Annotated in this window: 17 protein-coding genes; 7 read left to right on the top strand and 10 right to left on the bottom strand. The window is 75.4% G+C overall.

The features are described from left to right. Positions 1-10: 10 nt before the first annotated feature. The 5 genes from MUU72_RS18890 to MUU72_RS18870 are packed head-to-tail and all read right to left on the bottom strand — an operon-like array spanning position 11 to position 3,870. Positions 11-1,045, bottom strand: a complete 1,035-nt coding sequence (locus MUU72_RS18890; RefSeq protein ID WP_248014491.1) for a serine hydrolase domain-containing protein — start codon at positions 1,043-1,045, stop codon at positions 11-13. Continuing rightward, complete coding sequence (locus tag MUU72_RS18885) at positions 1,045-1,989, bottom strand: DUF6895 family protein (protein ID WP_248014490.1); 945 nt, start codon at positions 1,987-1,989, stop codon at positions 1,045-1,047. Before MUU72_RS18885 ends, MUU72_RS18890 begins: the two co-directional genes overlap by 1 nt. After that, positions 1,986-2,975, bottom strand: a complete 990-nt coding sequence (locus MUU72_RS18880) for a DUF6895 family protein (RefSeq protein ID WP_248014489.1) — start codon at positions 2,973-2,975, stop codon at positions 1,986-1,988. Before MUU72_RS18880 ends, MUU72_RS18885 begins: the two co-directional genes overlap by 4 nt. Further along, positions 2,972-3,673: a hypothetical protein gene (locus tag MUU72_RS18875; RefSeq protein ID WP_248014488.1), complete on the bottom strand. Its 702-nt coding sequence runs from the start codon at positions 3,671-3,673 to the stop codon at positions 2,972-2,974. The genes MUU72_RS18880 and MUU72_RS18875 overlap by 4 nt, the downstream gene beginning before the upstream one ends. An 11-nt stretch (positions 3,674-3,684) precedes the next feature. Then, complete coding sequence (locus tag MUU72_RS18870; RefSeq protein WP_248014487.1) at positions 3,685-3,870, bottom strand: hypothetical protein; 186 nt, start codon at positions 3,868-3,870, stop codon at positions 3,685-3,687. A gap of 334 nt (positions 3,871-4,204) precedes the next feature. On the opposite strand from MUU72_RS18870, the gene MUU72_RS18865 reads away from it, so the two are divergent. Continuing rightward, positions 4,205-4,612, top strand: a complete 408-nt coding sequence (locus MUU72_RS18865) for a TOBE domain-containing protein (protein ID WP_248014486.1) — start codon at positions 4,205-4,207, stop codon at positions 4,610-4,612. Between the two features lie 40 nt (positions 4,613-4,652). Here MUU72_RS18865 and MUU72_RS18860 read toward each other — a convergent pair whose 3' ends face one another. After that, on the bottom strand, positions 4,653-6,173 hold the full coding sequence (locus MUU72_RS18860; protein ID WP_248014485.1) for a helix-turn-helix domain-containing protein: 1,521 nt from the start codon (positions 6,171-6,173) through the stop codon (positions 4,653-4,655). A 205-nt stretch (positions 6,174-6,378) separates the two neighbouring features. On the opposite strand from MUU72_RS18860, the gene MUU72_RS18855 reads away from it, so the two are divergent. The 3 genes from MUU72_RS18855 (at position 6,379) to MUU72_RS18845 (ending at position 10,713) form a co-directional block, all read left to right on the top strand. Beyond that, positions 6,379-7,221 (top strand): FAD binding domain-containing protein, encoded by an 843-nt coding sequence (locus tag MUU72_RS18855; protein WP_248014484.1) that lies wholly within the window; start codon positions 6,379-6,381, stop codon positions 7,219-7,221. After that, positions 7,218-10,016, top strand: a complete 2,799-nt coding sequence (locus tag MUU72_RS18850) for a molybdopterin-dependent oxidoreductase (protein ID WP_248014483.1) — start codon at positions 7,218-7,220, stop codon at positions 10,014-10,016. The genes MUU72_RS18855 and MUU72_RS18850 overlap by 4 nt, the downstream gene beginning before the upstream one ends. 178 nt (positions 10,017-10,194) lie before the next feature. Beyond that, complete coding sequence (locus MUU72_RS18845; RefSeq protein WP_248014482.1) at positions 10,195-10,713, top strand: molybdopterin-dependent oxidoreductase; 519 nt, start codon at positions 10,195-10,197, stop codon at positions 10,711-10,713. 168 nt (positions 10,714-10,881) lie between these two features. Here the strand turns inward: MUU72_RS18845 and MUU72_RS18840 are convergent, their stop codons facing one another. After that, positions 10,882-11,304, bottom strand: a complete 423-nt coding sequence (locus MUU72_RS18840; protein WP_248014481.1) for a TOBE domain-containing protein — start codon at positions 11,302-11,304, stop codon at positions 10,882-10,884. 292 nt (positions 11,305-11,596) lie between these two features. On the opposite strand from MUU72_RS18840, the gene MUU72_RS18835 reads away from it, so the two are divergent. The 3 genes from MUU72_RS18835 to MUU72_RS18825 all read left to right on the top strand — a co-directional run bounded on the left by MUU72_RS18835 (position 11,597) and on the right by MUU72_RS18825 (position 15,744). Continuing rightward, a complete protein-coding gene (locus MUU72_RS18835; RefSeq protein ID WP_248014480.1) occupies positions 11,597-11,992 on the top strand; it encodes a TOBE domain-containing protein in 396 nt (131 codons plus the stop codon). Positions 11,993-12,135: 143 nt separating this feature from the next. Next, a complete protein-coding gene (gene modA / locus MUU72_RS18830; RefSeq protein WP_248014479.1) occupies positions 12,136-12,942 on the top strand; it encodes a molybdate ABC transporter substrate-binding protein in 807 nt (268 codons plus the stop codon). 108 nt (positions 12,943-13,050) lie between these two features. After that, on the top strand, positions 13,051-15,744 hold the full coding sequence (locus tag MUU72_RS18825; protein WP_248014478.1) for an ABC transporter permease: 2,694 nt from the start codon (positions 13,051-13,053) through the stop codon (positions 15,742-15,744). A gap of 27 nt (positions 15,745-15,771) precedes the next feature. Here MUU72_RS18825 and MUU72_RS18820 read toward each other — a convergent pair whose 3' ends face one another. From MUU72_RS18820 to MUU72_RS18810, 3 genes are all read right to left on the bottom strand, one after another. Further along, entirely contained in the window at positions 15,772-16,218 is a 447-nt protein-coding gene (locus tag MUU72_RS18820; protein ID WP_248014477.1) for a nitroreductase family deazaflavin-dependent oxidoreductase, read from the bottom strand. 168 nt (positions 16,219-16,386) lie between these two features. Next, complete coding sequence (locus MUU72_RS18815) at positions 16,387-17,841, bottom strand: SulP family inorganic anion transporter (RefSeq protein ID WP_248014476.1); 1,455 nt, start codon at positions 17,839-17,841, stop codon at positions 16,387-16,389. A gap of 16 nt (positions 17,842-17,857) precedes the next feature. Then, on the bottom strand, positions 17,858-18,457 hold the full coding sequence (locus tag MUU72_RS18810; RefSeq protein WP_248014475.1) for a carbonic anhydrase: 600 nt from the start codon (positions 18,455-18,457) through the stop codon (positions 17,858-17,860). Positions 18,458-18,539: the final 82 nt, after the last annotated feature.

The following is an 18,539-nucleotide window of genomic DNA, read 5'->3' as shown; positions in this document are numbered from 1 at the left end:
CCGGCCCGGCTCAGTCCTCGCCGGCCAGCCGGTACAGCAGCTCGTAGGCGGTGGTCACCATCCCGCAGTGCCGGCCGCGGCGGGTGGCCAGCGCCACCAGCCCGGTCCCGGACGCCGGGTGGTAGCCGACGAACGCCTGCTGCCCGAACGTCGCCCCGACGTGGAAGAGCAGCGGCCCGCGCGCCGCCGGGTGCTGGTACCACGTCAGGGTGTGGGTGTTGCGGTGCCGCCAGCCGCGCCGCAGCAGCGGGACCCGCACCTCGCGCAGCGCGGCGGCCAGCGGGCTGCCCTCCGGGTGCAGGTGCGCCTCGACGTAGCCGAGCAGGTCGTCCGGGGTGGCGCGGACCGCCCCGGCCGCGGCGAACGCCCCCATGTCGGCGCTGCGCACCGGGGTGGTGCCGTTGGTCCGGTGGCCGACCGCGTCGGTGCCGGTCGCCCCGGGCGCCAGGGTGGTGCCGGTCAGGCCGAGCGGGGTCAGCACCCGGTCGGCGAGCAGCCGCGGGAAGGGCGTGCCGGTGGTGTGGCTCATCGCCGGGCCGAGCAGCGCCAGCCCGAAGTTGGAGTAGTGCCAGCGGGTCCCGGGGCGGTGCCGCGGCCGGGTCCGGGCGAAGGTGTCCAGCAGCCGCCCGGTGTCATAGCCGGCGTAGCCGTTGTCGTACGGGCGCACCAGCGCGCCGGCCAGCAGGTCGGTGGGGATCCGCGGCAGCCCGGAGGTGTGGGTGGCCAGGTGGCGCAGGGTGATCCGGCCGGAGCGCGGGTGGCGCAGCGGCAGCCGGGGCAGCCGGGCGGTGAGCGGGTCGTCCAGGGAGAGCACCCCGTTCACCGCGAGGTCCGCCAGCAGCAGCACGGTGAACGTCTTGGACAGCGAGCCCAGTTCGTAGCGCAGCTCCCGGCGGGGGGTGGGCGGTGCCAGCGCGCTGCCGCCGGTGACCACGGTCCGGTGGCCCTGCCGGGTGACGGCGAGGACCGCGTCCGGCGCGTCGATCCTGGTGAGCGCGTCCGCCAGCCGGTCCGCGAGCGCCGGTCCGCCGGGTGCCGTCCGCATCAGCCGGCGTCGGTGGTCAGCGCGCGGGACGTGGCCATCGCGGAGGCGAACGCCGCCACCAGGGTGGGGTGGTGGACCTGGTCGAAGACCGCGTCCGCGGTGCCCTCGGGCATCGCGCGCTGGATCGGCATCGCGCCGGACTCGGCCTGCGCGGCGGCGTACCGCTCCCACAGCCGGGCGTCCAGGGTGGGGCGGGGCAGGCAGGCGTCCACGACGAGGAGTTCGCCGAGCAGGTCCCAGTGCTCCAGGTCCGCCCAGTCATCCAGCCAGGCCGGCAGGTAGCGGGTGAGGTAGTCGGCGATCTCCGGCGGGATGCGGCCGGGGTCCTCGCCCCAGTTGGTGAGGTGGAAGACGGTGTGGGTGACGTCGTAGGCGATGTGCAGCTGCACCGTCCAGGGCTCGGGCAGCCGGCCCAGCCAGGTGCGGGCCACCGCCTGCCCGAAGTCGGCGCTGGGCGCCAGCCCGATCTTGCGTTCGGCGTTGAGCACGCCGAGCCGCCGGTTGGGCACCATCTCCAGCGCCGTCCAGGTGCCGGTCCGCCGGCACACCGACAGCAGCGCCTCCAGGCCCGGGTGGCGGCGGCCCAGCTCGTGGAACGGGGCGTAGACCTCCAGCGGCACGGGGGAGAGCGGTTCGTCCTGCTGGAGGGCGGCCAGCACATTGCCGCCGTCCAGCAGCTCCCGCCAGGCGAAGTCCAGCAGCGCACCGGCCCGGGTGCGCTGCCGGGAGCCGGCCACGCCCTCCCGGAACAGCACCTGCATGTTGATCGCCAGCTCGCCGATCGGCTTGAGCCGTTCGATCAGCGCGCTGCCGGTGGCCCGGTCCTCCGCCGTCAGCCGGAAGTGGTCGCGGTGTGCGTCGAGCCAGCTCAGGGCCCGGTCGCCGACCCGGTGCAGCAGTGCCGGGGAGGCCGGGGAGGCCAGGGACGCAGCCGTCACGGTCACAGCGCAGCCTCGCTTTCGCAGGGGGTCCGCCCGGCCACCGCCGCGTCGCCGGCCGGCACCGGGCCGGTCCCGGCCCCCGCCTCGTCCGAGGCGATACGGGCGAGGGTGCCGGCGAACGCGGTCACCAGGGTGGAGTGGTAGCAGGCCAGGAAGTCCTCGGCCGGGTCGGCGGGCCGCGGCACCGCACCGGTCTCCGGTACGCCGCCGTCGGCGGCCTGCGCCGCGGCCAGCCGCTGCCAGGCCGCCGCGTCGTACGGGGCGCCGGGCAGGCAGGCGGCGACCGCCAGCAACTCCCCGACCAGGTCCCACAGTTGCTCCTCCAGCCAGTTCTCCAGCCAGGAGGGCAGCCACAGCCGCAGGTAGCCGGCCGCCTCGGGGGACAGCCGGCGCGGATTGCGGCCCCAGTCGGTGAGGTGGAAGACGTCGTGGGTCAGCCCGTACGCCGCCCTGCGGTCCAGCGCCCAGGGCTCGGGCCGCAGCCCGAGCCCGGTCCGCGCGAACGCGGCGTCGAAGTCGGCGTGCTGGGCCAGCCCGATCCGCCGCTCGGCGTTGAGCACCCCCAGCGTGCGGGTGTGGTCCTCGCGGGCCACCCGCCAGCCGCGCAGGCCGGTGGTGGTCAGCACCAGCTCCTCGACGGCCGGGTGCCGCAGCCCGGCCTGCGCGAACGCGCCGTAGATCTCCACCGGGTAGGTGGCGTACGGCTCGCCGCGGATCAGCTCGGCGAACAGTTCGCCCTCGCGCGCCTCCCGCCAGGCGAACGCGAACAGCGCCGCCGCGGTGGCCCGCACCTCGGGCAGCGGGTGCGCGGAGCCGATGAACTGGGTGAGTTCGGCCAGTTCGCCGAGGGGTTTGAGGGTGAGGTTGGGGTCGGCGTCGGTGGTGGCGTCCGGGGGGAGGCGGAAGTGGTCCCGCCGCTTTTCCAGCCAGCCGAGGCTGCCCCCGACCAGCCGGTCCAGCAGCTCCGGGTCGCCCCGGCCGGCGCTCACCAGCCCCGCCCGAAGAACCGCTGGGCGGCCACCACGTGCAGCGCCACCCGGGGGTCCCCGCCGCCCATCTGGCGGACGAACGCCAGCCCGGCGTCCAGCCCCAGGGTGGCCGGTACCCCGGGGAGCCGGGCCAGCCAGCGGCCCACCCCGGCGGCCTGGAGCCAGTCCCGGCGGCGCACCGCCCGGACGAAGCCGCGGGCCAGGTCGTCGGTGCGCGCGCCCAGTTGCTCCGCCAGCTCGCCGGCCAGGTCCGGCAGGGCCAGCGCCGCGAGCTGGGAGACCCGGTGCGCGAGCCGGGGCCAGGGGTCGGTGCCGGTCCACTCGGCAGCGGCCTCGGGCGGCCGCGGCCAGGGCTGCGCCCCGGAGGGGAGGTAGGCGTGGGTGGCCTCCACCAGGCCCCGGTAGCTCCAGGCCGACACCGCGGAGGCGTCCGCGCCCGGGGGGTAGGCCGCCAGCGTCTGCCGCACCACCGCTTCGTCGTCCGCGCCCGCCGGCACCGCCCGGTGCTCCAGCGCGTACGGCGCCAGCGCGTCGGCGCCCAGCACCCGGACCGCGGCCGCGGCGAGCGGGTCGCCCTGGCGCAGGATCCGGGAGAGGGCATAGGGGTCGCCCCCACCCTGGAGGGCGAGGGCGACCCCGGTTGCGGCATCGGCGATCACAGCGCTGAGCGGGACTGCTCCCTGCGTCTGTTCAGCCAACGCGAATCCCCTCAGCGAAGGCCGGTCTTCGGGCGAGGGGTGGGGGGCGAGATCAGCAGCAGGCCGAGCAGCAGCAGCCCGCCCCCGCACTCGCGGGTATCGCGGTAGACACCGTCGGGCTCGGCGGGGGTGAGCAGACCCTCGACCTCGGCGGCGAGGGCAGCCGTCTCGACCGGCGCTGTGCGATCCGTAATCATGCGATCAACTCCTTCGACGAATGGGGTACCAGGCTTACATTCGGCACAAACCGCCGCAATCCGGACTAAACCGATGGTGAGTGACCGTCGCCGGCGCCCCGTCGGGGCGCCGTTGCCCCGCCCTCCGGCCCCACCCGCGCCAAGTTGCCGTATGTGGGCCGGAGTTGGTCGGCGCCGTGGAGCGTGACCGGTCCCCGTACGTCCGGTACGGGCCCGGTGCGGGCCCGGTGCGGCCGGTGCGCGCGGGGGCTGCTCCGATCGGTGGCGTTCACCCGGTCGGGCCGCGCGGAGGGGCTCCGGAACCGACCCGCGGGTCAGGCCCTAGAGTGCGCACGTGCCCTCGTACAGCATTGGCCAGGCAGCCCGGCTGCTGGGTGTGAGTTCGGAGACCGTCCGTCGCTGGGCCGACGGCGGGCAGTTGCGGATGGACCGGGACGGCGCCGGCAACCGCGCGATCGACGGGGTGGGTCTGGCCGCGTTCGCCAAGGAGCGGGCCGCGGGCCTGCACCCGGTGCCGGGGGAGGCCCGCACCTCGGTCCGCAACGCCTTCGCCGGGATCGTCACCGCCGTCACCCTCGACGACGTCATCGCCCAGGTCGAGATCCAGTCCGGACCGCACCGGGTGGTGGCGGTGGTCAGCCGGGAGGCCGTCGACGAACTGGGCATCGAGGTCGGCGTGGAGGCCACCGCCCGGATCAAGTCCACCCACGTGCACGTCGACCGGCCCGACGAACGCGGCTGACGCCCGCCCCGCACCGGCGGCCCGGGCGGGGCCGGCGCCGTCAGCGGCAGAGCAGCGCCGCGTGCAGATCGAGCTTGTGGTCGAGCCGGGACAGATCGCGGCCGGTGAGGGTCTCTATCCGCTGGATGCGGTAGTGCACGGTGTTGACGTGCAGGTGCAGGGCCTCGGCGGTCCGGGCCCAGGAACCGTGCTGGGCGAGGAAGATCTCCAGGGTCTCCAGCAGCATCCGGTGCGAGGCGCTGCCGCCCCGCGCCAGCGGCCCGAGCACCCGGCTGCTGAACGCCGCCCGCACCTCCGCCGGCACCCCGGACAGCAGCGCGCCCAGCGTGCTCAGGTCGTCCACGGAGGTCACCCCGGCGCCCTCCGGCGTCGCCGAACGGGCCGCGGCCAGGGCGTACCGCGCCTGGTCCAGCGCCGGTTCCAGGCCCTGCGCGGTGGCCGCCGGACCGCTCACCCCGGCGTGCAGCGGCGCCTGCGGACGGCACGCGTGCAGCGCCGGCCAGACGGCGGCCAGCGGCGCGGCCGTCTCCCCGCCGGACCCGGCGGCGACCACCGCGGCCGCCTCCCCGCCCGGCAGCAGCCCGGCCGCGAAGGGCGTGCCGGGGGAGTGCCGCAGCCCCTCGGCCAGCGCCCGCACCGCCGCTCCGGGCTCGCCGCCGTCCAGCGTCGCCACCACCACCCGAAACGGCCCCTGCGCGGGCAGCCCGCAGGCGTGCAGCGCCGCGTCCAGCGCCGGCCCCTCGGCGGGGCCCGCGGCGGCCAGCGCCAGCAGCTCGTCCGCCGCCCGCCGCGCCGCCCGCTCCCGCGCCTCGTGCAGATGCCGGTACTGCGCGACGACCTCGGCGATCTCGTGCAGCACCCGCGGCGGGGCGTCGTCGGCACCGCGCAGGTGCAGGAACCACGCGTCGTACGGTCCGGGCTCGCCCTCGATCCGCAGGGTGCTGCCGGTGCCCGCGGCGAGTGCCGCCCTGGCCTGACGGGGCGTCAGGTGTGGGGTGCCGGGCGTGCGGGCCACCATCCGGCCGGCGGCGGTCAGCAGCGCGCAGGCCGGGCCGCCCAGGTGCGCGAACGCCCGGTCCAGCAGGGCGTCCGGCCCGGCGTCCGCGGCCAGCAGGGCGGTCAGTTCGGCGCGGACGTTCTCCGGCAGCGCGAAGTGGCCGGTGGGGCGGCGGCTGAGATCCCCCCAGCGGCGCAGGTACACCGCCTCGGTGATGGCCCGGAAGGAGGTGTGCGCGGGGACCGCGAGCAGCGCGACGCGGTGCGCCCGGCAGGACTCGACCAGTACCTCCGGGATGGCGCCGTGGGTCTCCTCGCCGGCCAGCAGGGCGGCCGCCCCGGCGTCCGCCAGCGCCGCCACGAAGCGGTCCACCTTCTCCCGGCCGTCGTCCGGGGCCCACCACACCAGCCCGCTCAGCACCAGCTCCCCCGGCTGGAGGAACCGCGCCGGGTCCTCCAGGTCGGTGGCGGTGACCCCGCTGACCTCTCGGCCGAGCAGGGGGTCCTCGCCCCACAGGAGGGTCAGGTCGAGCGCATCGAGCTGGAGGAGGTCGTGGACGTGCATGTGGTGGCTCCTTGGACGGCTGCCGAGCGGACGGCCCGGCATCTCACATTCACCAGGCGAATGTGGGTCCTGGCATCGTAAATGCCAGCCGTTCCCCCGGATATCCCTCTTGGTTGATCATCCAGTCCCGGGCCCGGGCCTTGGTGCGTTTTCCATGCTGCGGACCAGTCGTGCCCGGTGCCGCCCGGTTGCTTCACTCGGCGGCATGGACCTGAACACCGTGCTGGAGGTGCGCGACGCCCGGCAGCGCGTCCCCTGGCAGACCGGCGACGCCTACCTGGGCGGCGGCACCTACCTCTTCTCCGAACCCCAGCCGCACCTGCGCCGCCTGGTGGACCTCGGCCGGATGGGCTGGGAACCGGTCACCCGGCTGCCGGACGGCTCCCTGGAGATCGCCGCCACCTGCACCATCGCCCAGCTCTCCCGCTTCGCGGCCGACCACTCCGCCCCGGCCGCACCGCTCTTCGAGCAGTGCTGCCGCGCCTTCCTGGCCTCGTTCAAGATCTGGAACATGGCCACCGTCGGCGGCAACCTCTGCAACGGGCTGCCCGCCGGCCCGATGATCTCGCTCATCGCCGCCCTCGACGGCAGCTGCCTGCTCCAGGCCCAGGACGGCTCCCGGCGCCGGGTCAAGGTCACCGACTTCATCACCGGCGCCGGCCGCAAGGACCTCGGCGAGGGCGAACTGCTGCGCTCGGTCACCCTGTCCGCCCGCGCGCTGACCTGCCGCACCGCCTTCCGCCAGGTCTCCCTCTACGGACTCGGCCGGTCCGGCGCCCTGGTCATCGGCGCCCTCGATCCGCTGGACGGCTCCCTGGCCGTCACCGTCACCGCCGCCACCGTCCGCCCGTTCCGCCTGTGGTTCCCCCTGCCGCCCGGCGCCGACACCCTGCGCAGCGCGCTCGACGGGGCCGTCGCCGACCACGAGTGGTTCGACGACATCCACGGCCTCCCCGCCTGGCGGCGGCACATGGCGCTCCGCCTCGCCGAGGAGATCCGCACCGAACTCACCACCCGCCCGCCGTCCCCGAAGGAGGCCACCCGATGAGCTACGCCCTCCACGTCAACGGCCGGGACTTCGACGCCGCACCGCGGCCCGGCCAGTGCCTGCGCACCTACCTGCGCGAGCGCGGCTGGTTCGGGGTGAAGAAGGGCTGCGACGCCGGCGACTGCGGCGCCTGCACCGTCCACGTCGACGGCGAGCCGGTGCACAGCTGCCTCTACCCGGCCGTCCGCGCCGACGGCCGCCGGGTCACCACCGTCGAGGGCCTGGCCGAACCGGACGGGGAACTCCACCCCGTCCAGAAGAAGTTCCTCGCCGCCCAGGGCTTCCAGTGCGGCTTCTGCACCGCCGGCTTCCTGATGACCACCGCAACGCTCGGCGAGGGCCAACTCTCCGACCTGCCAAGGGCGTTGAAGGGCAACCTCTGCCGCTGCACCGGCTACCGCGCCATCGAGGACGCGATCCGCGGCGTCACCCATGTCGAGGAGCCCCGGCCCGGCGAATCCGTCGGCCGCAGCCTCGGCGCCCCGGCCGGCCCCCAGGTGGTCACCGGCACCGCCCGCTACACCTTCGACATCGACGTCCCCGGCCTGCTGCACATGAAGCTGCTGCGCTCCCCCCACCCGCACGCCCGGATCGTCTCCCTCGACACCTCCGAAGCGCTGCGGGTGCCCGGCGTCCGCCTCGTCCTCACCCACCACGACGCCCCCGAGCGGCTGTTCTCCTCCGCCCGCCACGAGCACCCCACCGAGGACCCCGACGACACCCGGGTGCTGGACGACGTGGTGCGCTTCGCCGGCCAGCGGGTGGCGGCCGTGGTCGCCGACAGCGAGGGCGCCGCCGAGGAGGGCTGCCGCCGGATCGCCGTGGAGTACGAGGTGCTGCCGTACGTCCTCGACGCCGAGGAGGCGATGCGGCCCGGCGCCCCGGTGCTGCACCCCAAGGACCCCGCCACCTCCCGCATCGCCCGCCCGCAGGACAACGTCGTCGGCGAGGTGCACGGCGAGATCGGCAGCGTCGAGCAGGGCTTCGCCGAGGCCGACCTGGTCTACGAGGAGACCTTCCGCACCCAGCGCGTCCAGCACGCCAGCCTGGAGACCCACGGCGCCCTGGCCTACTTCGAGGAGAAGGAGGACGGCGACGGCGAGCGGATCGTGGTCCGCTCCAGCACCCAGGTCCCGTTCCTGACCCGGCGCGCGCTGTGCGCCCTCCACGACCTGCCGGAGGACGGGGTCCGGGTGGTCGCCGGCCGGGTCGGCGGCGGCTTCGGCGGCAAGCAGGAGATGCTGACCGAGGACATCGTGGTGCTCGCCGCGATGCGGCTGCACCGGCCGGTGAAGCTGGAGTTCACCCGCGCCGAGCAGTTCTTCGGCGCCACCACCCGGCACCCGTTCAGCATCGGCGTCAAGGCCGGCGCCACCCGGGACGGCACCCTGACCGCCCTCCAGCTGAGGGTCGTCGCCAACACCGGCGCGTACGGCAACCACGGCCCGGCCGTGATGTTCCACAGCGTCGGCGAGTCGATGGCCGTCTACCGCGCCCCGCACAAGAAGGTCAACGCCTACTCCGTCTACACCAATTGCGTCCCGGCCGGCGCCTTCCGCGGTTACGGCCTGGGCCAGGTGACCTTCGCCGTCGAGTCGGTGATGGACGAACTGGCCCGCCGCCTGGGCATCGATCCGCTGGTCTTCCGGGAACGCAACATCATCGGCCCCGGCGAGCCCATGCTCAGCCCCGGCGGGGAGGAGGAGGACCTGCACATCGCCAGCTACGGCCTGGACCGGTGCCTGAAGGCCGTCCGCGACGCCATCGCCGAGGACCGCAGCGCCGCGGACGCCCCCGAGGGCTGGCTGGTCGGCCAGGGCACCGCGATGTCGATGATCGCCACCGGCCCGCCCGGCGGCCACTACGCCGACGCCACGGTGACCCTGCTGGAGGACGGCCGCTACGACATCGCCGTCGGCACCGCGGAGTTCGGCAACGGCACCACCACCGTCCACCAGCAGATCACCGCCGGGGCGCTGGGCACCACCGTCGACCGGATCGCCATCCGGCAGTCCGACACCGACGTGGTCCGCCACGACACCGGCGCCTTCGGCTCGGCCGGCACCGTCGTCGCCGGCAAGGCCGTGATGCGGGCCGCCGACGGACTGGCCGAGCGGATCCTGTCGTTCGCCGCCGAATACGCCCGCACCCCGCGGAGCCAGTGCCGTCTGCTGGCCGACGCGGTGGAGTGCGCCGGGCGGACGGTGTCCCTCAAGGAACTGCACGAGGCCGCCCGCGAACACGGCGTGGAGCTGGCCGCGGACGGGCACTGGGGCGGCTCGCCGCGCTCGGTGGCCTTCAACGCCCAGTGGTTCCGGATCGCCGTCGACCCCGGCACCGGCGAGATCCGGATCCTGCGCAGCGTCCACGCCGCCGACGCGGGCAAGGTCATGAACCCGATGCAGTGCCGCGGCCAGGTCGAGGGCGGGGTGGCCCAGGCGCTCGGCGCCACCCTCTTCGAACAGATCCTGATCGACGCCGGCGGCAAGGTGCTCACCCCCGCCTTCCGCCGCTACCGGCTGCCCGCCCACGCCGACGTCCCGCGCACCGAGGTGCACTTCATGGAGACCTCGGACGCCATCGGCCCGCTGGGCGCCAAGTCGATGAGCGAGAGCCCGTTCAACCCGGTCGCCCCCGCCTTCGGCAACGCCCTGCGGGACGCCACCGGGATCCGCTTCACCGAGGTGCCGTTCCTGCGCGACACGGTGTGGCTGGCCCTGGAGGAGCACCGCGCCGCGGGTGCCGAAGACGGCCGGCCGGCCCGGGCGCACCCGTCGCGGGAGGGGTCGGTATGAGGCCGGCGGGTCCGGGACCGCGCGGGGTACGGACCCGGACCCGCTACCCTCTTGACCCCTTTTACCTCACTTACGCGAGGGAAATCTCCGCAGTCGGGTGGCATATGTGATTGAGCCATACGGCGCCGGGGCATCACAGGGAGGCAGCCGCCGCGCGCATCGTCTCCGGGAGACACCCATGAGCCCACTCAGCCCGCCGCTCCGCCCGACCGCCGTCCGCGGGACGTCCCCGGACACCTCCGCCGCGCCCCCGCGCTTCCTGATCAGCGGCCAGCTGCGCCGCCCCCTCGCGCTGACCGTCGCCGACCTGCGGCGGCGCTGGCCGCAGCGGCACGCCCCGGTGGTCTTCGACTGCGCCACCAACGGCCCGCAGCACCACACCTTCGACGGCCCGCTGCTCCGGGAGGTGCTCGACGAGGCCGGCCCGGCCTTCGACGTCCGGCGGCGCAAGGACCGCTCCCGCTACCTGCTCTCCGTCTCCGGCGGGGACGGGCACCACGCCGTGCTGTCCTGGGCGGAGATCGACGCCGACTTCGGCGATGCCCCGATCCTGCTGGCCACCGCCATGGACGGCCGGCCGCTGGACACCGACGGCAGTCAGCTGGTGGTGCCCTCCGACCGCTGCGGCGCCCGCTACATCAGCGCCATCACCGGGATCTGGGTGGGCACCTGCCCGCCGCCCGGGGGCAGCCGCTAGGGGCGCCCGCACAGTCCCGCCGTCCGCCCGGCGGGCGGGGCGGTGGCCGGTGTGGCGGGAGTGCGTGCCCGGGTGCACCTCCGCGCGGCAGCTGGGGGAGTGCCGGACGGCGGACGGGACGTCGCGGACGCCCGCCGGTGCCCGCGGTCCGGCGACCCGCCCTGCGGCTCAGTCGGCGGCGGCCAGCGCGACCTCGGTGGACTTGATCAGCGCGGTCACCTCGGTGCCCGCGGAGAGGCCCAGGTCGGCCGCCGCGTCCTTGGTGATCGCGGCGGTCAGCTCGCCGCCGGCCACCGCCACCCGGACCCCGGCCATCGCGCCGCCGGTGGCCACGTCCACCACCGTCCCCGGGAGCCGGTTGCGGATGCTCAGCCCGTCGACCGGGCCGGTGGCCAGCGCCACCTCGGTGGACTTCACCAGGGCGCGCACCGGTGAACCAGCCGTCAGCCCCAGGTCGTTGACGGCGTCCACGGTGATCGCGGCGGTGAGCTCCCGGCCGCCGTCCAGCCGCACCACCACCGTCGACATCACCTCCCCCGAGGTGACGGCGAGCACCGTCCCGGGCAGCTGGTTGCGGATGCTCAGGCTCATGGAGACCACTCCTCGGGTGGGGAGGCGACGGGGCGGGCGGCCGGGGTCGTCCGGCGGGCGGCGAACGGCCGGCCGTCGGGCCCGGGGCGCCGGCCGGTCTTCGCACTGTAAGGGCGTCGGGCCGCGGACTCCTCGCCGGATACCGCCCCTCGGGTAGCGGCCCCGGCGCCTGGGCCCCGAGGGCGGTGGCCGGAACCAGCGCTTGGCACTTCCTCCAACCGCCCTCGCATCTGCTGGAGAGAAAAGCCAAAAGGCTTGTAAATGCGAGGGGTCGCCCCATACCTTGTGGCACATGCAGTCGTACACAATCGGCCAGGCAGCACGTCTGCTGGGCGTCAGCCCGGACACCGCCCGCCGCTGGGCGGACGCCGGACGGGTCGCCACCCACCGCGACGAGAGCGGCCGCCGCCTCATCGACGGCCGGGACCTCGCCGCCTTCTCGATCGAGGTCGGCCAGTCCGCCGGCGGCGAGGAGGACGACGCCTACACCTCCGTCCGCAACGCCTTCCCGGGCATCGTCACCGCCGTCACACTCGGCGACGTCGCCGCCCAGGTCGAGATCCAGGCCGGCCCGCACCGCCTGGTGTCCCTGCTCACCCGCGAAGCGGTGGAAGAGCTCGGACTGGAGGTCGGGATGCAGGCCGTCGCACGGGTGAAATCCACCAGCGTGCACATCGACCGCACCTGACCCGCTCCCCCCACGCGACCCCGGCGGTCCGACCCCACGTCCCCACCGGACCCGCCCCTCCAGCGGCGTCGCCCGTCCACGGCGCGGCTGTGTCCCCCTCCGCCCCGGCGACCGCTCGCCCGCGTACCAAGGAGTCCCGCACCATGTCCCCCTTCCTCACCCGCCGCCGCGCCGCCGCCGCGCTCGTCACCGCCGCGCTCCTCGTCCCGCTCGCCGCCTGCTCCGGCGGCAGCGGTGACAGCGGCGACGGCGCCAAGAAGAAGGACGGCGGCGCCTCCGCCGACGCGGCCGACCTCACGGTGCTCGCCGCCTCCTCGCTCACCGACGTCTTCAAGAAGGCCGGCGCACTCTACGAGAAGGAGCACCCGGGCACCAAGGTCACCTTCTCCTTCGCCGGCTCCCAGGAACTCGCCGCCCAGGTCAAGCAGGGCGCCCCCGCCGACGCCCTGGTCACCGCCGACACCAAGACCATGGACGGCCTCCAGGCGGACACCGGCACGCCCACCGTCATCGCCAAGAACCGCCTGGTCATCGCCACCGGCAAGGGCAACCCCAAGAAGATCGGCGCGCTGAAGGACCTCGCCGACAGCAAGCTCAAGGTAGTGCTGGCCGCCCCCGAGGTGCCGGTCGGCCGCTACAGCAAGAAGGTCCTGGACGCCCAGCAGCTCACCGTCAAGCCGGTCTCGCAGGAGCCCAACGTCCGTGCGGTGCTGAGCAAGGTCGAACTGGGCGAGGCGGACGCCGGCCTCGTCTACAAGACGGACGCCGCCACCGCGCCCACCAAGGTCGACGCCATCGACATCCCCGACGCCCAGAACGCGGTCGCCTCCTACCCGGCGGCCACGCTGAAGTCCTCCCAGCACTCCGCCGCGGCCGCCGCGTTCGTGAAGTGGCTGAGCACCCCGGAGGCGCAGAAGCTGCTCCAGGACGCGGGCTTCCAGAAGCCGTGACCGCAGCGGGGTGCGGGACTGTCCGGCTCGGGGAGCGGACAGCCCCGCACCCCGCCACCGTCCCCGGCCCGCCCGGCCCCGCACCCCGCCCCGATCCCAGGACTCCCGATGAGCCGCACCAGCACCCCCGCCCCGGCCCGCCCCGGCCGGCACCGCACGCCCGGTGCCCGCACCCCCGCCGCACTGGCCGTCCCCGCGCTGCTGGCCGTCGCGTTCCTGCTGATGCCGCTGCTCGGCATCCTCGCCCGCACCGACTGGTCCGCGCTCGGCACCCACCTGACCAGCCCCGGAGTGCTCCAGGCGCTCCGGCTGTCGCTGCTGGTGTCCTGCTGGGCGCTGGGCCTGTCGCTGCTGCTCGGCGTTCCGCTGGCCTGGCTGCTGGCCCGGGTCGACTTCCCCGGCAAGGCGCTGGTGCGCTCGCTGGTGCTGCTGCCGATGGTGCTGCCGCCGACCGTCGGCGGTGTCGCCCTGCTGCTCGGCTTCGGCCGCCGCGGCCTGCTCGGCCCGTGGCTGGAGAACACCTTCGGCATCGTGCTGCCGTTCCACACCTCCGGTGCGGTGGTCGCGGCCACCTTCGTGGCGATGCCCTTCCTGGTCATCAGCCTGGAGGGCACGCTGGCCGGCCTCCGCCCCAGCTACGAGGAGACCGCGGCCTCCCTCGGCGCCTCGCCCTTCCGGGTCTTCGCCACCGTCACCCTGCCCATGGTCGCCCCCGGCCTGGCCGCCGGCGCCGCGCTGACCTGGGCCCGCGCGCTCGGCGAATTCGGCGCGACGATCACCTTCGCCGGCAATCTGCCCGGCACCACCCAGACCCTTCCGCTCCAGGTCTACCTGCTCCTCCAGGACTCCCCGGAGGCCGCCACCTCGGTCTCCCTGCTGCTCCTGGTCATCGCCATGGCCGTCCTGGTCGGCCTGCGCGGGCGGTGGCTGGGCGGCCCCGCGGACGGCCCCCGCCGCCCGGGCCGGTCCGGCGGGCCCGGCCGCCCGGACCGGGCCGGTTGGCGGGTCCTCAGCGGTCGGCCGGGCCGGGCCGGACGACCGGCGGACCGGGCGGCCGGCGAGGACGCGCCGCCCACCAACGGGGCTTCCGGCGCCGGGCGGTTGGCCACGGCTGGTGAGGCGACCGCCGCCGGGGAGCCGCTCGCCGCTGGCGAGCCCCTTGCTGGAAAGACGGACGCCACCGGCGGGCTTTCCGCCGCCGCCGAGGTCCCCGCCGCCGGGGCCCCTGCCGCTGGTGAACCGCCTGTCGGCGGTGAACTGCCTGTCGGCGATCAACTGCCTGCTGGCGGTGGCGTGTCCGCGGGCGGCGAGGTGTCCCCCGCCGCCGGGGGGCCCGCTGCGGTGGGCGAGTCGGCTGCCGCCGGGGGGCCCGCCCCGGCCGCCCGGTCGGCTGCCGCTGGTGGGTCGGTTGCTGTTGGGGGGCTCGTGGGGGGTGAGTTGCCCACTGCCGGTGAACTGCTTGCCGCCGGTGGGGCCCGCGCTGCCGATGAGGCGCCTACCGCCGATGACGCCTCCGCCGACGACGTGTCCACCGCTCGGAGGCCCGCTGCGCCAGGTCAGGCGGATGCCGTTGGTGGGCGGCTGAGGAGCGACCTGCCCGCCGACGGTGAACAGCTCACCCACGGCGGACAGCTCACCGCGGGCGACCGGTCCGCCGTGGGTAAGGGGGCCGTCTCCGGGGAGCCCCCGGCGGGGGAGGCGGGCGTTGTTGTCGGTCCGGCGGCCGGTGGTTCCGGTGTGGTGGGGGAGACCGCGGGGGGCGGGGCGCGGTGGCCGTTGTGCGCGGATGTCACCGGATTCACCGAACTCGGTCTGCGGGCCGGGCCGGGCACGACCATCGCCGTCGTGGGTCCCAACGGCGCGGGGAAGACCACCCTGCTGCGCGCACTGCTCGGTCTCACCCCGAGGGCCCGCGCCGCCTTGCGCCTGGGGGAGACCGACGCCACCGCGCTGCCCCCGCACCGCCGGGGCGTCGCCTGGGTGCCCCAGGACGGGGCGCTCTTCCCGCACCTGACGGCGCTGGCCAACACCGCCTACGGACTGCGCGCCCAGGGCGTCCCGCGCGCCGCGGCCCGGCGCGCCGCCCAGCAGTGGCTGGACCGGCTCGGCGTCGGGCACCTCGCCCACCGCCGGCCCGCCCAGCTCTCCGGCGGCCAGGCGCAGCGCGTCGCCCTGGCCCGGGCGCTGGCCGCCCGGCCCCGGCTGCTGCTGCTCGACGAACCGCTGGCCGCCCTCGACCAGACCACCCGCGCCCACGTCCGGCACACCCTGCGCACCCACCTGGCGGGCTTCGGCGGAGTGTGCCTGATCGTCACCCACGACCCGGTCGAAGCGGTGTCGCTGGCCGACCGGGTGCTCGTCCTCGACGACGGCCGGGCGGTGCAGGACGCCCCGCCGGCCGAGGTCACCCGCCACCCGCGCTCACCGTGGGTGGCCCGGATGCTCGGCCGCAACGCCTGGCCGGGCACGGCGGACGGCGACGGGCTGGTGCTCGCCGACGGCGGCCGACTGATCGCCGCCGACCAACTGCCCCTCGGCACGCGGGCGTTGGCGATCATCGCGCCCGAGGCGGTCTCGCTGCACCTCGACCGGCCCGCGGGCAGTGCGCGCAACGCCTGGCCCGGCACCGTACGGGAGATCACCGCCGCCGGCAGCCGGCTGCGGGTCCTGGTCACCTCGCCCGAGACCCCCGATCTCGTCGCCGAGATCACGCCGGCGGCGGCCCTGGAACTCGGCCTGACCGACGGCGTCCCCGTCTGGACCGGTGTCAAGGCCACCGAGGTCACCCTGGTGCCGCTCTGAGCCCGCGGACCGGACGTCGGCGCCGCCTCAGTGCGGGGCGGCCGCCGGCTCCAGCACGAAGACCGGTATCTCGCGGTCCGTCCGCTCCTGGTACGCGGCGTAGTCGGGAAACGCGTCGACCGCCCGCGCCCACCACCGCGCCTTCTCCTCGCCAGTGACCTCACGGGCCGTCATGTCCTGCCGGACCGGGCCGTCCTGGAGCTCCGCCCGCGGATCGGCGCGCAGGTTGTGATACCAGACCGGATTGCTGGGCGCACCGCCCACCGAGGCCACCGCGGCGTAGCTCCCCTCGTGCTCGACCCGCATCAGCGGGCTCTTGCGGAGCTTGCCGGTCCGCGCACCGCGCGTGGTCAGCACGATCACCGGCAGCCCGCGCAGGGTGGTGCCCTCCGTGCCGCCGGATCCCTCGTACAGCGCGACCTGCTCGCGGACCCACTGGGTCGGGCTCGGCTCGTACTCTCCCCGCAGTGGCATGGCGTCCGTCCTTTCCTCGCTCCCGGCCATCCGTCGTCACTCTTCGTATCCGTTCAACGACCCGGCCGCCGGAATCATTCCGGCTCCGCCGCACCGGTTCGCCGGGCCCGCCGCCCGGGCCGCCCCGCCCCGCCCCGCGACGGTGGCGGCGGTGGCCCGGGCCGCGGCTCAGGAGACCAGTTCCACCGCCCGGCTCCGGCCGCGGCGGTGCTGCTCGGCCCAGTTCGCCAGCGCCGCCTCGCAGGCGTGGTCGACGTGGCGCAGGCCGCTCAGGTCCAGTTCCACGTCCCGGTCGGCGGGCAGCGCCTCCAACTGGTCCAGCAGCTTGGGCAGCCGCAGGAACGTGGCGTTGCCGACCGCCCGGACCCGCACCGGCCCGGGGACGCTGGGCACGTGCACCTCCAGATGGGCCTGCGAGGTCTCCCAGGCGGTCTTGGCCACCGCCAGCAGCAGGCCGATCAGCACGCCCTCGAACATGTTCACCGTCACGATGGCCAGCGCGGTGACGCACAGCACCACCGCCTCACCGCGGTGCGTCCGCCACAGCGGCCCCAGCTCCCGCAGCGGGATCAGCTTCCAGCCCGCGTGCACCAGCACCCCGGCCAGCGCGGCGACCGGCACCACGCCCAGCGCCGCCGGGAAGGCCGCCGCGAACAGCAGCAGCCACACCCCGTGCAGCACCCGGGACGCCTTCGTCCGCGCGCCCGCCTGGACATTGGCGGCACTGCGCACGATCACCGCGGTCATCGGCAGCGCGCCGAGCACCCCGCACACCGTGTTCCCGGCACCCTGGGCCATCAGCTCCTTGTCGTAGTCGGTCCGCGGCCCGTCGTGCAGCCGGTCCACCGCCGCCGCGCTGAACAGCGACTCAGCCGACGCGATCAGGGTGAACGCCAGCACCGTGCCCAGCACGCCCAGTTCGGTCAGCCGGCCGATGTCGGCCAGCCCGGGCGGCTGGATCGCGTCCAGCAGCCCGCTGACCCGGACCCGGGCCACCGGCAGGTCGAGCGCCCAGACCGCGGTGGTGGCCAGCGCGACGGCCGCCAGCGGCGCCGGCAGGACCCGTGCGGCGCGCCGCCACCGGGGCCACAGCACCAGGACGGCGATGGTGCCGGCGCCGACCGCGAACGCGGCGAGCGCGGTGCCGGACCGCGCGGTGTCCAGCACCAGCCGCGGCAGCGACCCGAGGTTCGCCAGCCCGCTGCCCGGCGCCTTGGCGTCCGCCAGCGCGTAGAGCTGCCCGGCGATCAGGACCAGGCCGATGCCGGCCAGCATGCCCTGCACCACGGCGACCGAGATCGCCCGGAACCAGCGCCCCAGCTTCAGGGCGCCCATGGCCAGTTGCAGCAGGCCCGCGGTCAGCACCAGCGCGCCGAGCGCCCCCAGGCCGTACGCCTTGACGGCCTCGAAGACCAGTACCGTCAGCCCGGCGGCCGGGCCGCTGACCTGGAGGCTGCTGCCGGGCAGCAGCCCGGTGACCAGCCCGCCGACGATACCGGTGACCAGGCCCAGTTCGGCCGGTACACCGGAGGCCACCGCCACCCCGACACACAGCGGGACGGCGACCAGGAAGACCACGAGGGAGGCGGTGAAGTCCGCCCGGAGGAAAGGGAATCGCTTCATGTCGGACAGCCCGCCTTCACAGAGGGAGGAACGCGTCGGCGGCCGGCCGGTGCACGGACACCGCGCCGGTGTGCACCTCGTAGAACCAGCCGTGCAGCCGGACCTCGCCGGCCGCCAGCCGTTCCCGGACGCACGGGTAGCCGCGGAGCCGGTCCAGTTGCCGGCACACGTGGTGCTGCACCGCCGCGGTGACGGCCGGCCCGTCGTCGCCGGGCAGTTCGTCGGAGAGCTGGAGCGCCAGCCAGTCGCGCACGGCGGGCGCCCCGGTCAGGTCCTCGCCGCGGGCCCGGGCGCCGACCGCGCCGCAGTGCGAGTGGCCGCAGACGACGATGTCGCCGACCCGCAGGACCCGCATGGCGTACTCGATGGTGGCGGCCTCGGCGCTGGCCATGCCGTCCCGGTGGACGGGCACGGCGTTGCCGGCCGTGCGGAGTTCGAAGAGGTCGCCGGGCCGGGCCCCGGTGATCAGGGACGGGACGACGCGGGAGTCGGAGCAGGTGATGAACAGGGCGAGGGGCGACTGGCCGGCCGCGAGCCGGCCGTAGCTCTCCTGTTCTTCCCTGCGCTGGGCAATACGGGCCGTCAGGCCGCGGGCATGCTGGATGAAGGTCTCCACGAGGAGGTCTCCTGCTGAAGGTGGGCCACCGAGGGGTGGCGGGAACGTCCGGCGCTCGGGTGGTGCGGCGCGGGGCCGCGGG

The sequence above is a fragment of the Streptomyces rhizoryzae genome, from assembly GCF_023155275.1.
GTDB classification, from domain to species: Bacteria; Actinomycetota; Actinomycetes; order Streptomycetales; family Streptomycetaceae; genus Streptomyces; species Streptomyces rhizoryzae.
This window is presented reverse-complemented; position numbering and strand designations above follow the sequence as displayed.